The organism is Cupriavidus sp. YAF13 (assembly GCF_052113425.1).
GTDB lineage: Bacteria > Pseudomonadota > Gammaproteobacteria > Burkholderiales > Burkholderiaceae > Cupriavidus.
Genome location: NZ_JBFRDD010000024.1, coordinates 1 through 14,354, shown reverse-complemented (window position 1 = coordinate 14,354; position 14,354 = coordinate 1). Strand labels below are relative to the sequence as shown.

General features: G+C 60.0%; 14 protein-coding genes. 1 reads left to right on the top strand and 13 read right to left on the bottom strand.

The window, feature by feature from the left end:
- From AB4061_RS19650 to AB4061_RS19610, 9 genes are all read right to left on the bottom strand, one after another.
- A complete protein-coding gene (locus AB4061_RS19650) occupies positions 1 to 1,584 on the bottom strand; it encodes a DUF1302 family protein (RefSeq protein WP_441636683.1) in 1,584 nt (527 codons plus the stop codon).
- A gap of 50 nt (positions 1,585 to 1,634) precedes the next feature.
- Positions 1,635 to 4,028, bottom strand: a complete 2,394-nt coding sequence (locus AB4061_RS19645) for an efflux RND transporter permease subunit (RefSeq protein WP_441636681.1) — start codon at positions 4,026 to 4,028, stop codon at positions 1,635 to 1,637.
- A 29-nt stretch (positions 4,029 to 4,057) separates the two neighbouring features.
- Complete coding sequence (locus AB4061_RS19640) at positions 4,058 to 5,023, bottom strand: WD40/YVTN/BNR-like repeat-containing protein (RefSeq protein ID WP_441636679.1); 966 nt, start codon at positions 5,021 to 5,023, stop codon at positions 4,058 to 4,060.
- A 397-nt stretch (positions 5,024 to 5,420) separates the two neighbouring features.
- Positions 5,421 to 5,765: a YciI family protein gene (locus tag AB4061_RS19635; RefSeq protein WP_441636677.1), complete on the bottom strand. Its 345-nt coding sequence runs from the start codon at positions 5,763 to 5,765 to the stop codon at positions 5,421 to 5,423.
- A gap of 31 nt (positions 5,766 to 5,796) precedes the next feature.
- Positions 5,797 to 6,855, bottom strand: coding sequence for a maleylacetate reductase (locus tag AB4061_RS19630; protein WP_441636675.1), 1,059 nt, complete (start codon positions 6,853 to 6,855; stop codon positions 5,797 to 5,799).
- A gap of 1 nt (position 6,856) precedes the next feature.
- Positions 6,857 to 7,540: an alpha/beta hydrolase gene (locus AB4061_RS19625; RefSeq protein ID WP_441636673.1), complete on the bottom strand. Its 684-nt coding sequence runs from the start codon at positions 7,538 to 7,540 to the stop codon at positions 6,857 to 6,859.
- A 63-nt stretch (positions 7,541 to 7,603) separates the two neighbouring features.
- On the bottom strand, positions 7,604 to 8,563 hold the full coding sequence (locus AB4061_RS19620; RefSeq protein ID WP_441636672.1) for a VOC family protein: 960 nt from the start codon (positions 8,561 to 8,563) through the stop codon (positions 7,604 to 7,606).
- A gap of 71 nt (positions 8,564 to 8,634) precedes the next feature.
- Positions 8,635 to 9,414, bottom strand: a complete 780-nt coding sequence (locus AB4061_RS19615; protein WP_441636670.1) for a citryl-CoA lyase — start codon at positions 9,412 to 9,414, stop codon at positions 8,635 to 8,637.
- Positions 9,414 to 10,910, bottom strand: a complete 1,497-nt coding sequence (locus AB4061_RS19610; RefSeq protein WP_441636668.1) for a class I adenylate-forming enzyme family protein — start codon at positions 10,908 to 10,910, stop codon at positions 9,414 to 9,416. Before AB4061_RS19610 ends, AB4061_RS19615 begins: the two co-directional genes overlap by 1 nt.
- Before the next feature lie 214 nt (positions 10,911 to 11,124).
- Between AB4061_RS19610 and AB4061_RS19605 the strand changes: the two genes are divergently transcribed.
- Positions 11,125 to 11,895 (top strand): GntR family transcriptional regulator, encoded by a 771-nt coding sequence (locus tag AB4061_RS19605; protein ID WP_441636666.1) that lies wholly within the window; start codon positions 11,125 to 11,127, stop codon positions 11,893 to 11,895.
- Between the two features lie 644 nt (positions 11,896 to 12,539).
- On the opposite strand, the gene AB4061_RS19600 is transcribed toward AB4061_RS19605, so the two are convergent.
- The 4 genes from AB4061_RS19600 to AB4061_RS19585 all read right to left on the bottom strand — a co-directional run bounded on the left by AB4061_RS19600 (position 12,540) and on the right by AB4061_RS19585 (position 14,190).
- Complete coding sequence (locus tag AB4061_RS19600; RefSeq protein WP_441636664.1) at positions 12,540 to 12,941, bottom strand: DUF2958 domain-containing protein; 402 nt, start codon at positions 12,939 to 12,941, stop codon at positions 12,540 to 12,542.
- Between the two features lie 98 nt (positions 12,942 to 13,039).
- The gene (locus AB4061_RS19595; RefSeq protein ID WP_441636662.1) at positions 13,040 to 13,555 is read right to left on the bottom strand and encodes a hypothetical protein; all 516 of its coding nucleotides are present in this window, start codon (positions 13,553 to 13,555) and stop codon (positions 13,040 to 13,042) included.
- Between the two features lie 140 nt (positions 13,556 to 13,695).
- The gene (locus AB4061_RS19590) at positions 13,696 to 13,863 is read right to left on the bottom strand and encodes a hypothetical protein (RefSeq protein ID WP_441636660.1); all 168 of its coding nucleotides are present in this window, start codon (positions 13,861 to 13,863) and stop codon (positions 13,696 to 13,698) included.
- An 81-nt stretch (positions 13,864 to 13,944) separates the two neighbouring features.
- Positions 13,945 to 14,190 carry a hypothetical protein gene (locus AB4061_RS19585; RefSeq protein ID WP_441636658.1) on the bottom strand — a complete coding sequence of 82 codons (246 nt, stop codon included), beginning with the start codon at positions 14,188 to 14,190 and terminating at the stop codon, positions 13,945 to 13,947.
- Positions 14,191 to 14,354: the final 164 nt, after the last annotated feature.

Genomic DNA, 14,354 nt, shown 5'->3' with positions numbered 1-14,354 from the left:
TTAGAATTGTCGTGTCAAACGAGCAATGAACTGGTCATTATTGGCAAAGGAACCGAACAGGCGCGTTGAGCCTTCCACCTGGCCGGGCAATCGTTGGTTCTTCGAGAAAAACAGATCCGCCTCCAACACCAGTCGCCAGTGGTTGCCGTAGACGAATTCCACGCTCGGGATCAGAAAGCCGCCGCGGCCCTGCAGGTCCACGCCTGCGGCTAGCTGGGGATTGATCTTGTCGTTCTTGTAGTTCAAGCCAAGAATCACCGTGGCGATGGTGGAGTGCTCCTTCGCCGCCGCGCCATAGCCAACCATGTTGACGATATCGTCCGACTGCTTGTAGTTCTGAATCCACTTATCGAACACTTGGACCGAGAAGAATGACGGTCGGCTCGTGCCGAGCAGCTTGGTTAGGTTCAGGTTCTTGTCAATTCGGACCATGGTGGTGACCAGGTCCTTCTTGATGATGCCGCCAAATCCAGGGAGGGCCCCACCAAAGAAGTTGGTACCGACGTTGTATGGTGCATTGCGCGTGTAGACGAGCTCCGTGCTCAGCACCGAATCGATCACCGGCACATAGCCGCTGACGGTCGCGCCGAACAGGTCGATCTTCGGGAAGATGAAATCGCCCAGCGCGCCTGTGGGTGCGGCGCCGGATGGCGCGAAGGCGGAGTTGACGACCGGATCGTTGCTAAAGGTCTTGAGATACGCCAACGAATAGTTGACCGGCCCCGCGATACCTTCCCACCGTACACCGCCTGTCTTGTCCTGAACGTTCGCGCCAGGCTGCCTGTAGTTGTAGTTCAGCGCGCCAGGCGCAAGGAAGTCCACGCCCTTGTATGGCTGTCCCGCCCAGCGGCCGCCATAGAGGTCGTAGCTATTGCCAACGTCCCGATTGCGGTCAATGCCGGGGCGAAATAGAAGCTGCAGGCTGCCGTCCGCCTCCGGAACATTGATCTTGGTCTTGATCAGGAAGAGTGGCTTGCGCAGTTCGTCGCCCTCGCGCTCCAGGAAGGACCGCCAGCGGTAGTCGAAGCCGTTGACCAGATCAAGCGCACGGAAAAAGTCCGTTTCTCCCCAGACGACCTGCTGCTTGCCGATACGGAAATTTACGCGGTCTACTGGTGAGAAATCTGCGTAGTATTCGCGCAGGTCCGCCCGGTTGTACTGGTCCATCAACCGGCTACCCGGCCCACCTGGCGAATGCTCTTGGTTCTGCCGCTCAAGATCCTTGAGATAGGGCGTCTTATACTCTTCGTCCGCCCGCCCTACGACCTTCCATGTAACCGGGCCCGTCTTCGCATCGGCATCGAGCAACAGCGAACCCCGCACCATGGATGGCGAATACCTGTCGTTCTTGCTCGTCTCCGGCGGGTTCTGCAGATTGAAGGAGGCCCAGGCCCGGGCGTATCCGCCCAAGTGGAAGCTGTAGTTCTCCGAGTTGCTCTCGCTGTCCGCGGCGCTTTGCGCACTGACCGTGGCGGACTCGTCCGCCGCGGCGGCCCGAGCGTTCGATGAGGCAGCTAGAAGCGCCAACGCCAGACCAGCCGCACCGGATTTCATGCCGAGTTCGTACCAAGAATTCAATTTCATTGTCTCCTCCTGTTAATGCTCTCTTATTGTTTTTTCACCGAAGCGAGGTCCTAGCGCTCCGGCACCGCGTTCATTGCGACGTTGTGACATCCCGGCGTCACCCCCTTGCCTGCCGTCTTTACGATGAACGCCGGCCGGAACACCAGTACCATCGCCGGCATGATGAACAGGGCGCTCAGCGCGGAGACGAATAGCCAGATGGCCATCAGCACACCCATGTCAGCCTGGAATCGCAGCGACGAGGCACACCAAAGCACCACACTGGTAGTCAGCGTGAGCGCGGTAACCACCACGCCACGGCCGGCACCGTGCAGCGATGCGATCGTGGCTGCCGGCAGATCCTTGCCTTCGCTGAGTTTTTCCTTTATGCCGTCGACGATGTAGAAGGCGTAGTCCACCCCCAAGCCAATGCCCAGTGCCGCCACCGGCAGTGTGCTCAGGTTCATGCCGATGCCTTTCCACGCCATATAGCTGAATGTGATGGTGTTGGAGAGAATCACGGGCACCATGAAGAAGATGCCGGCCGTCACGGAGCGGTAGGCCACCGCGCAGCAAATCACAAGCACCAGCAGCGCAAGCGCGATACTTTCGATCTGTCCTGCGAGAATCACCTCGTTGACCGCCGCCAGGACACCAACCAGGCCGCCCGCCAAACGGTAGGTGCCTTCGGCAAGGGGATGGGCATCTACATAGGCCTTAAGCCGTGCCATTGCCGTGCGAATGCTCTCGCCCTGGTGATCGCGGAAGTTGAACGTCACCGAGGCGTTCTGCGATTGGGCATCGGTAAAGCGGGCCATGTCGCCTGGATCGGATCCGGAGACGAACATGTACATCAGTTCCCCATTCTCTTGCGCGGTACGGCCCAGTTCCTGGTAGCGCGGATTGTTCTCGTTCAGGACGCGCCTCACCATGGGGATGACGTCCGCGATCGAGGCACTGCCGCCGATTTCGGGTTGAGCGGCCATGTAGCGCTGCAATCCGGTAATGTTCTCGAGAACCTTGGGCTCCTTCACAGCATTTGGCTTGGTTCCCGAGAACACGGCATACAGCCTGTCAGCGCCCTGGAACTGCTGATTGATCGCTGCCGCATCGCGGTTATAGGAAGAGTTCTGCCAGAGAATCGGAGAGCCGGGCTGCGCGTCCCCTACCTGAATGCGGGTGGCGTACCACCCAGAAACCGCAAACACAGCGACCGCAGACGCGAGCACTGCATAGCGCCACCGCGAGGTCGCGCTCCGTACGCAAACATTCAGGATGCGGTCCAGGTAACGCCCGAGGTCCAGGCGGTGGGCGTACCCGCGCGGGTAACGCACCCACGAGAGCAGTACCGGCGTCATGACGCAGGCACTTAGCGCGATTGTCATCACCCACACCGTACCAATGATTGAGACCTTGTGCATCAGCGGGATGGGGGTCAGCACCACGACGACCATGCAGCCGGCATCAGCAATCACGCCAAGCATGCCCGGCTTGAAAAGCTGCAGCATGCTTGCCTTCGCAGCCGCTTTCGTGGTGTTGGCGCCCGCGGCAATCTCCTCATCGAAGCGAGATACTAGTTGCACGGAATGCGAGATAGCCCTGGCCGTGATCAGGAACGCGATCACAATCACCAGCGGGTCCAGATTAAAGCCCAACAGACGTGCGACGCCGAGTGCCCAAATGGCACTGCTGAGTCCTGCCAGAAGCGGCAGCAGCGTTCCGCGCCAGGTACGGGCGATGATGAACAGCAGCAGCACGAGGCAGCCGATCGTGAACAGGAAGATGTGCAGCGTCTCTGGCAGGAAGTGCTTCACCCAGCCGTAGAGGATGGGTTCGCCGGTCACGCGCACCCGCACACCGTCGCCGCGTGCCGCATCGGCGATAGCCATCACCTGCGGGAATATCTTGTTGTAGTCGGCCGCATTTTCGTAGAAATCCACCGTGACTAGGGCAGCCTTGAGGTCTTTCGAGACATAGGCGCCGTAGACGAGCGGATTGTTCAGCACGGCTTGCTTTAAGGTCTCCAGTCCTGCCTCGCTTTGCGGCACATCCGGCCACATCAGCGGATTCGATTCGATGGCTTCGGTCGAGCCACGAATCTCCTTGAGTTTGCGCGACGCCAGCGAGACTATCTGGAACTGATTGGCGCCATCAACCTGCTGCAAGGCGGAAGTCACCGTCTTGACCTTGGCCAGGAACGCAGTGTTGAAGATGTCCGCTTTCTCGGCCTCGAGCACAATGCTGACCACGTTCGAGCCGCCGAACGCCTGCTTGTACTGCTCGTGAACCTGGATATAGGGGTGGCTGCGCGGCAGCAGATCTTCGAAAACAGTCCTGACTTCCACCCGCAAGGCGGCCACAAGCATCACGGCCGTCACCAGAAAGAAGATGCCGGTCACGTAAGCTCGCCGGTGTATGCAGTACTCGACAAAGCGTTCGAGCCTGCCTCGATCCATCGTATTCATGTTCTCCTCCAAATGCTCTATGTGCTGCCTTACAAAGCGGCGGCGTCTTTAACGGCGAAGCGTGAGCCGGCGACGTAGTACTTGCCACCCTGTGCCTGCACCTTGGTGTACCAGCCGCGGTCTTGTGGTGCGAAGCGGGTCAGACGCCATTTGCCGGCATCCTTCCCGGCCACCAGGACGACGCCCTTGTCGCCCACGGCAATCCATTGCTTGCCATCCCACGCAACGTCCAGGAGATCCTCATCTGTCGCCTTGCCGACCTGCATCCAGCTTGCGCCGCCGTTGTCGCTCACCAATACCGTGCCGCTGAGACCAACGGCGACAGCGTGGCCGGCGTCCCTGAATCTGACCGACATCAGACTGTGCTTGACCGGGCTAGCAACGCCTGTCCAGCTCTCGCCAGCATCATTTGAGATCCGGATGCGGCCGAACTCGCCCACCACGCATCCGCGCTGCCCGTCGAAGGCGATGCCATTCCAAGCGCTGTCCTCGCCTTGCGCGGCGGATTGCCAGCTCTTGCCATAGTCGCGTGAGCGCAACAGCACACCGCCACTGCCAGCCGCCCAGGCGCTGCCGTCCTGACTGACGTGGACGCGCATCAGCTTGTTGCTGATAGCCGACTTCGGTGCCTGCGCCGGCGCCCACGAGTGCCCCGCGTCTTCCGTCGTCAGAACCACGCCTTCGTTGCCTACGGCAACGGCCCGGCGCGCGTCCCAGGCCGCGACATCCTGCAGCGTCTCGCGGCTGGCCGCGCTTTGCTTGCGCCAGTTCTGCCCGGCATCTTCGCTGTGCAGGATCTTTCCATTGGAACCGACTGCCCACATGGACCCATTGGGCAGGGCAACGATGCCGTAGAAGGCATCACCTCGCTCGACGAGCGGTTGCTCGACAGGCTTGCCGACCGGCTTGGGCTTGACGAAGAGGCCGGCATAAAGGAGTCCCCCGATGATGGTGATGGGCAGCCCCGACAGGATGATGCGTTTGATACGTTCCATGACTCACGTCTTCTTTCTGAATAGGACATCTAAAGGCTGAGGGCTGCTTGTATGGGCGGCACGTGGGACGCGTCGGCAAGGCACCCCGCTGCTGCCATCGCGTGCGCTCACCTGTCGTGGGCGAATGCCGCCCTGCAGGGTTTCACTGCGCATTCTTGCTTGAACTGATGAAAAAGCGCCCGCGGCTTTGCAGACCTGGAAAGTCGCCGCTACGCCTAAACGAACGCTACGAAGCGCCGGGTCTCGGCACCCGTGCCGGGTATGTGGGGTCGATTGACATGGGGTCTCCTAGACCTGGATTTTGTGGCGGATGCGCATATGCGCTCTGCCCTCTCGTTCTGTCTCTGTCAATTTTGCCGCGCGCTGCAAACCAGACCAGCGCACGCGCCTGCCATCCTCAGTTCGCCGCGGAAGCGGCGGCTTCCAGGGCTCGCTCCAACTCCTCATGCAGGATGCGCGCATTCGCGTGGGGGACGAACTGGTTGAAGCGGTCGACCTCAATCCGCTCGAACAGACCTGCGCGGCAGTACGGCTCGTCCGCGATGAACTCGCCCGCCTGCGCTCTCTCGGCACAGTTGATGGCAAGAAACAAGCCCTGCGGTTGTTGATCCTCCCCCCACAATGCACCGGCGCAGACAATCTCGGGCAGCCTGGAAATGACATAGCGGATATGCGCCGGCCGGATCTTCAGACGCGTTTGCGCCGAGCCGGGGCGAAAATAGCAACGAATGATGTACGACATGGATTTCTCTCTATTCTCCATTGGTGCGCCCTCAAGCCGGTTCGGCACCTTCATATGCACGCTGCAGCAGTTCGCGAATCGGCCCTCGCTCGATCTGGCGCGGATTGGGATAAGGTGTTTCCACCACCAGATCGGCTGCTCGATCAAGACCATCGGCGGGCATGCCGATTTCGCGCAACGAACGAGGCACAGCAAGCGATTCACCGAGTTCACGCAAGCCAGCCGGTCCGCTCTCGCGCCCCATTGCCTTCGCAATACGCGCCATCGCCTGGGGCGCCGCGTCGGCGTTATAGGCGAGCGCATAAGGCAAAATCACCGTGTGCACTTCTGCGTGCGGCAGATTAAAGCTGCCGCCCAGGGTATGACACAGTTTGTGGTGCACGCCCATCTGCACGTTGCCTAGCACAGTGCCGCACAGCCAGGCACCGTACAGTGCGTCGCTGCGGGCATCGATGTCAGCGGATGCGCGTCTCAGGCGCGGCAGTGCACCGGCGAGCGCACGAATGCCTTCCTCGGCCATCAGGCTATAGATTGGATTTCCGTCGCGGGCATACAGGGCTTCGGCAGCGTGTGCGATGGCATTTATCCCACTGGTCATGCTCAGGGCTAGCGGCAACGTCAATGTCAACTCGGGGTCGTAGATAACACCGCGGGGCATTACGCGCCAGTCCCGCCCTGCCTTCTTGAGGCCCGCGTCAGTGATTCCATATAGCGGCGTCATTTCCGAACCAGCGTAGGTCGTTGGCAAGGCAATGATCGGCAGATCCGATTCGAGCGCGATCGCTTTGGCAAGCCCGATGGTCGATCCCCCACCGGCAGCAACGCATCCGTCAGCGCCTAAGGTCCGCGCTGTATCGATGGCGCTGCGCGCGACGTCGGCAGGCACGTGCATCACTGCCTTGGCATACACGCCAACACAACGATTCTCTAGGATGCCCGCAATCTGTTGGCCCAGTTCGACCTGCTCAGGGGTGGTCAGCACCAATACGCGATGCATCCCAAGTTGCTCGAGCTCACGCGGCAGGAACTGGCGCGCCCCGCCGCCAAAGACAACGCGGGCTCCGTGGGTTTCGTGCACAAAGGGCTGCATGCTAACGGCTCCGGGCGGAATTTAAGTGGGCTTGCGACGCGCTCTGGTCCAGGGTGGCCCTGGCATAGCCGATTTCGGCGTCGCGGATGCCATGCTCCGTGCCAGCCTCCACCTTCAAAGTCACGTCGGCACCCACCGTTTGGAATAGTGCGGCTGATTCCCGCACACTCCTCGCAGGTACGAACGGGTCCTGCTCCCAGGTTGAAAACAGCACGGGCATTCCTTTAAAATTGCGATGCGAAGTGTCGCGTAGCATGCCCTGCGGGCCGATCAGTCCGCCGGTGAATGCGACTAGCGCGCGGTAACGTCGTCGTTGACGCCAGACAAACTCGCTACAAAGACACGCGCCCTGCGAAAAACCCATCAGGACCTGGGACTCGTATGGGAAACCAAGCATCCGCAGTTCCTCCGACAGCGTATCCAGGCGTTCAAGCGCCTGCGAAAGCCGCGGCTCGTTGACCTCAAGTGGTTCGATGAAACGCTCCGGGTACCAGGAGTTTTCCGCCGCCAACGGTGCAAGCCATGAGATGTCTGGCCGCGCAAAACGGCTGACCACCATCTCCTGCATCAGCGCGGGCGACTGGCCACGGCCATGCACAAGGATGACAGCAAGCGCCGCATCGCGCGCTGTGGCTGCTCCGAAGGTACTTACCGGTTGATGCAGATGAGGATTGGCGTATGGCATGTGGCGTTGCGCGGGGTGTTCCAGTAGCGTGCAGTCGGACGCAGCTTGTGCGCCCGCTGGGACTCAGTACTTCAAGGTCTCCAGCGATTCCATGATCGTCGCGCGCTGGCCTTCGAACTGGGGTGCGATCTGTAGTTCGGTGCCGAGCTTCTCGTACGGTTCGTCGATCAGGAAGCCCTCAGGCTTGGATACTGTGGCCTCGAACATCGCGCCGCTGGGCGTGCGCACGTAAATCGATTCGAAGTACCCGCGGTCCTTGCGCTCGGAGGTGTCGGTCAAACCCATGCCCTCGAGCCTGGCCTTGACCAGGTCCTGGACAACATGGTCCGCCACCTGGAACGCGCAGTGATGCACGGTGCCCTCGCCATAGGTCCAGCTCGCCTGGGGCATGCTCGTTTCCAGGGCGAAGTCGACGAACTTGCCGGAGCCGCCCTCGCCGAATGCATAGCGAGCGTACTTGCCGTCTCGCGCCACCTCGCGGGCAGACCAGCCGTCCTGCATAAACTCCTGCGAAGGTTCCATCTCCCGCACGTTCACTGCGATGGTGTGCAGGCCGCGGATTGCTAACTCGGCCGGCACCTCGCCATTGGAGTAAGGCTTGCGAGCGTCGTCGGCTATACCGATCAGCTCGTACTCGATGCCACAGGGATGCGCGAACGTTAGGACCCGCTCGCCAAAACGCTCGGAGCGAACAACCTCAAAGCCGTGGTCGGTCAGGCGCTTCTCCCAGAACGGAATGGCTGACGCCGGCACCGACAGCGCCAAGTTGCCGATCTGCCCGGCCCCACGCTTGCCCTTCCGGCCGAAATGAGATACCGGGAAGCAGGTGATCAGCGTGCTCTCCTCGCCGAGGTCGTTGCCGTAGTAGAGGTGGTAGAACGGTGTACCGCCATCGTAGATCAGGGTCTTCTTGACGCTCTTGAGCGAGAGCACCTTGGTGTGGAAGTCATAGTCTTCCTGGGCCGTGCCGACATTCAGGGTGATATGGTGATGGCGCTGAATGGAATGATTTGCTTGGGTCATTTTTGTCTCCTCCTACTGCGGATGGGATGGTACGAAAGATCAGGAAGACTTCGCCTGCCGTTTGGGGATGGTCACTCCGCCGAATGTTCAGGCGTCATCGCGCCGTCGACCAGGTCCCAGATGAATCGTCCCGAAGGCTCGCGTTGTTCTTCTGCAATATGAGCGATCAAGCCGGCCGCACGGCTAAGGACGGCGAAGCCACGCATGAGCGCCGCGGGGATGCCAATATCGCCCAGGATTGCGGCGATTGCACCCGTTGCATTGATCGTTATGTGACGTCCGGCTGCAGCGTCGACCTCGGCAGCCAGTTGCTCCAGCGCGGCACAATGTGGTCCGTGGGTACCGACTTCGCGCGCGAGGTTCAATAGCGCAATCGCACGTGGGTCGTCTGGCCGATGCAAGTGGTGACCAAAACCCGGTACCGCTTCCCGCCGTACACGAAAGTCCTGGGCAATACGCTGCGATTCCTTCAGGCCATCGTTGCCAGCATCCACGATGCGATCCAGGAGCTCGGCCGCCGGCTCCATGGTGCCGACGAAGCGGCTGGCTACCGCCAGCAGGCCTGCCGCTACGCCAGCCTGGAGATTTTCGGGTGAGCTCGCATAGATCATGCGTGTGGCAATCGCGCTAGGTGTCATGCCGTGCTCCATCAGCGTCACGAGCACAGCTTCGATAATCCGGCGCTGTGCCGCGGTCGGCACGATTCCAAAGGTCTGCTTCATGAAGACATCGACGAAGCTGGCCCGACCGAGCAGGTCGCTTACCAGATCATCTTCGCCATAGTAGACGGCCTGGCTCGTGTAGCGGCAGAGCTTCGAGCGGGCCGCTTTGGCTTCGTTCGAATTGGTCATTATTGGCTCCGAGTGCTCAGGATGGACGATCGAACCGCCGGCTTTAGTACCTTGCCGACCGAACTGCGCGGGAGTGCGTCGAACAGATGTACATGCTTGGGCGCCTTGACCGAGCCGAGCTCGTGCTTGACAAGGGCGATCAGTTCATGGGTGTCGACGCTCATTCCCGGACGCAATTGCACGGCAGCATGGACGGCCTCCCCCCACTTCGCATCCGGTATGCCGACCACCGAACAGTCCGCTACAGCCGGGTGCCCCGACAGCACCACCTCGACATCGCTGGGATAGACGTTGAAGCCACCGGTGATAATCACATCGCGAATACGGTCCCGCAGGAATAGGAAACCGCGCTCGTCGAAGACGCCGGCATCCCCTGTGCGCAGCCAGCCATTGACCAATGTCTTGCGTGTTTCCTCTTCCGCCTTCAGGTAGCCGCTCATCACCAGATCGCCGCGTACCGCGATTTCGCCCTCTTCCCCGGCTTTAAGCGGAATACCGTTCTTGTCGACGATGGCCACCCGGGTGAGCAGTGATGGCTTTCCCACGGAGGCCAGATTTTCACCGGTCATCTCCGCCGGGGGGAGGAACGTGATGATCTGGGGCGCCTCGGTCTGGCCAAACGAGGTGCACAGGACGGGTCCGAAAGCCGACTGAGCGTCGCGGATCTGTTCCGGGCGCATAGGTGCGCCGCCGTACACAAGATAGCGCAGGGAGCGCAGTGGACGCGGCGAGCGGCGCTGCTCCTCGACCAGCGAAAGAATCAGTGTGGGCGGCGCGAAGAACAAGCTCGCATCATGCGTGCTTGCAGCGTCAAGCAACGCAGATACTTTGGCGTACTCCGGAAATATCAGCGCTCCGCCAGCACCCAGTACGGGAAGCATGTATGTCGACGTGCCATGTGTAATCGGAGCGGCGACCAGATACCTATCTTCCGGAACCAGGCCGAGTTCGTGGATCTGGGTTGCGATATTGGTGTTCCAGGCGCGCAGTGGCTGGATTACCCCCTTCGGATAGCCAGTGGTGCCGCCGGTGAACTTGATGGCCTGCGGCTCGTCAAGACCAATCCCGCCCTGCGAGTGCGGGCCCATTACGACTGCACCTGTCTCACCCTTACCGCGCGCCAAATCCTCAAGCGAATGCAGGCGTACGGGGATGCCAGTCAAACGTCCTGCCATGTCGGCGTCGGCAAGCACGAGCGACGGTTCGACAAACTCGACGATGCGGTGTAATTCGGGGTCGCCATTGCGCGGGTTGAGCGGTACCCATACCTTGCCTGCAGCCAGAATGGCCAGGATGCCCACCAAATGGTCTACGGTGTTTGCGGCCCCGACGCAGATCAGGCTGCGAGGAGCCGGATCGATGGCCGTGAGCGCCGCCGCCCGTTCGAGCACCATGCGAGCCAGGTCCCGGAAGGAAAGATCGCCAGCAGGGCTGATGATGGCTACCCGATTCGGATGCCGGTGAACGGCGCGCCACAGGAAGTCGATGGGGTACATGCTCGAGGTATCTCCAGTAAACGAGGGCGATGGGTTGCGGGGCGGGGCGAACCGATCCGTCATCACATCGATGGCCGAACTATAGAAGTTTGTTCGAACATTCGAATATTGGGGGTAACCCTGTGCATCGTGATAGGATTTGTGATCCTCATGGCAGGTAGCAGCCCCTGCGGCCCGAGACGACAAGCCAAGAACCCATCGCTTTTTGAAAACCATGCAAGACGAGATCGAAGCCTATCCAGCTGTCCTGGCTCCCGCGCCTCCCCGCCATATTGATTTGGCACGGACGCTGATGCAGGAGATCCACAACGGCCATCCTGCTGTGGGTGAACTGCTCCCCACAGAAGCCGAATTGTGCGAAAAGTGGAATTTAAGTCGCTACGCCGTGCGACAGGCGGTGCAAAAGCTGTGCAGCCTCGGACTGGTTACCCGACAAGCAGGCGTCGGTACGCGCGTTGTCTCAGACCGCCCCCTGAGTCGCTTCATGCAGGTAATGGATTCACCTGCCGACCTAGTCGGTTATGCCAAAGGTACAACGCTCCGAAAGTCGCTGTGCGAACGCATAAACGCCGACGAATGCCTGACCGCCTTGTTGCGTTGCTCGCCCGGCGTGAATTGGTTGCACATCGCTGGCACTCGATATGGCAGCGCTCCCCCAAATGAAGCGATCGCTCTTGTTGACATCTACGTCGACGGGGCTTTCAGTGAGTTACCCCCGCTCGGAGCAACGTTGGACGTTCCTGTGTACACGATGGTCGAAAAGCAGTACGGCATCAAAGTCACGCGAGTCGAGCAAGAAGTGCAGGGACTGCTGATCGAAGGCACACAAGCTGATGTTCTTCAGGTACCGGAGGGATCGGCCGGGTTACGAATCATCCGAACCTATTTCCTGCGCGACAAGGTGATCGCCGTAACGACCGGGGTTCACCCGGCGAGCCGCTTCAGCTATTCAACGACGTATCAGCTGACACAGACCGTCGCATAGGCTGTCGAACCATCGTTGAAGAAGCCGACGGATATTGCGGCCGGTGCATCAGGTCAAACAAGGGCCGCCCCCCCCCAGAATGATGCCGGACAGATCTATGACCTTCGGGATGTACCGCTTGATGTGCATCTCCCGGTCGACGAACAGACTGGCAATCTCAAATCACGGAGACCTGATTCAGCAGGTCGTCGCCCACGTTGGCGGCGTCCTCGATCACTCGCGCCATTGGACGCTATGGAAATTCCAACTGCTTTGGTAAGGCGGTGCTATGTTCCCTGTGGATATCGAAAGAGGCTCCGAAACCGTTGCCCTGAGCGGCATTCCATCATGTCCATACGCTGAAACTAACCCGTACTGACGGCCTGCGACATCTTCCGCTTTGCGCGCTCGAATCGCATCCTCTGTCAGGGGCGGGCCTCGGCGACCAACTCCCCCAATCCATTATGATGGCTATAAGTTGCCTGCCGTCTTCGGCGAACCCGATGGACTCGCGAGAGGTGCCTTGCATCTGTCTGGGTTAGGACTGCTCGGCGAGAAACACGCGGATAAGGTTCGGACCGCCAAGGATCCTGTTTCCAGGAAACTCGGCAGATCCGATCAGGTGCAAAGAGGTTACCCTCTCCAAGTTGCGTGATATGCGACGTTCAGTATGCGTTGCTAGCTCTCAACGCATACTTCGCCACCATCGCCTTCACCTCACTGAACAGCTTCGGCTCGAACGAACGATCCAACTCGATTCGTGGCGTACCGATGCCCGGCTTCGTGGTTTGCACGCGCCAGATATTGCGCCGCGGATCTGTGGCGAAGGTCATCCACATCTCGAACAGCTCATCGATCGAGACTGTTCCCCACTCGTCGTAGGCCATGCCGGTCACGTAGCAAAAGCCGATCCTGTCCTCAGGGTCATACTCGGTCACCCACCAGGTCGCAGCCCCTGCAACATCAAAGAGCTTAACCAGCACCATCGGATCATTCGCCTCCGACTGTGAGCCGAGCGGATAGCCCGCCATCTTTTGAAGCAACTGCGTATGCAGCTTGTTTTCCATCGGTGAAATCTCCAACACCATGCATATCGAAGGCGAGGGAAATCGTCACCCTGGGCAGGGAAGCGATTTCCCCGCTGGGATCAACAGAAAGACGACGCTCAGCAGTCGTCGAGCGTACTCACCAACTTCGCCAGCTTTCGAATGTCATCGGCGGCCAGTTCCACAGTGAACGTGTCGGAGACCGGGTCATCGAGGTCCTGGTGGCGCTCACACTCCTCCAGCACCTGCCGAGCGAAGGTCAAGAGCGTCAACGATGCGTCATAGCACCGCATCATCGAAACAGATGAATCCGCCTCCGGCAAGTCGTCCACCTCGTGCACGGACATGCCCTGGATGAGACGTTCCGCTTTGGCAGGCTCGAACCCGTGCTGCAGGATCGGCATGCTTTCGGTGTCTTTCCAGAGCGTGCCGGCGTCCAGCGCGCGACGCACGATGGATGTCGCCCCGTCTTCATGTGGCGCGGAGACACCAACCGTTAGACGCTGCACATAGCCAAGCTCCAGCGTCACCAGGAACTTCGGATAGTTCCGGCTCATGCCTTGCCAGAACGGAACGTGACCGTTTTGGGTGGGCTGGCGATGGAAGCCGGCGGATAGATTGCGCAAGAATTGCATTTCAAGACTCCTTGAAAATGCGGGTTCCGGCACGACCCCGATCGGGGATGCGGTCCCCGCGGGATGGTTGAAACGATCACACTCCAGATCCCGAAGGATCCACAGCCGTTACAGGAGCCAAGCTGTGTTTGATACCGACGTCAACAACGGATCCACAGGCGCACCAAGTTGTCCCCGGAGACACTCGTGTTTCCCTTGCGCTTTGCGGCGAGCCGCAGATAGCGCTCCAGCACTTCCAGTTCATGATCGGAAGCCTGCGCGAGCCAGTCGTTCCAGTGCTGCCAGAACGATTTTCGATTTCCCTCCATATCGATTCTCCAAACAGCGGGAATCGATCCCAGGGGACGGATTCCCCAGGTGGGTGGAAACATCACAGCGTCAGCAACACCTCACCGATCGCTCTCTTCCTCGAGTTCGCCGAACAAATCCCAGACAAAGCGAGCCGGTCGAAAGCTAATGCCGTCGACCTTGAATCCTTCCCCGTAGTGGCGGAAGTTCGCTTCGATGAATGTCGTGACTTCCGACATCGTCTTGAAATATGTCACGTCGCATTTGCTGTGCTTATGAAACTCCACACAGTATTCGGCGTTGACCCAGATCTTCTTTCCCTCAGCCGGGACGGCTGCCACTGTCATGTCATCAATCTCCAGTTGGCGCTGTTCAGGTTAAGCGTGGATAGCTGCTAGACTTTGGTCGTTGATATGACGAGAGCAGTCGATGAACGCCCGCCAGTTCAAGAGATTCCTGGAGTCGGTGACCAAGCTCACCGCCGGCCAGTTGGAGCAGGTACGAAGCGCGC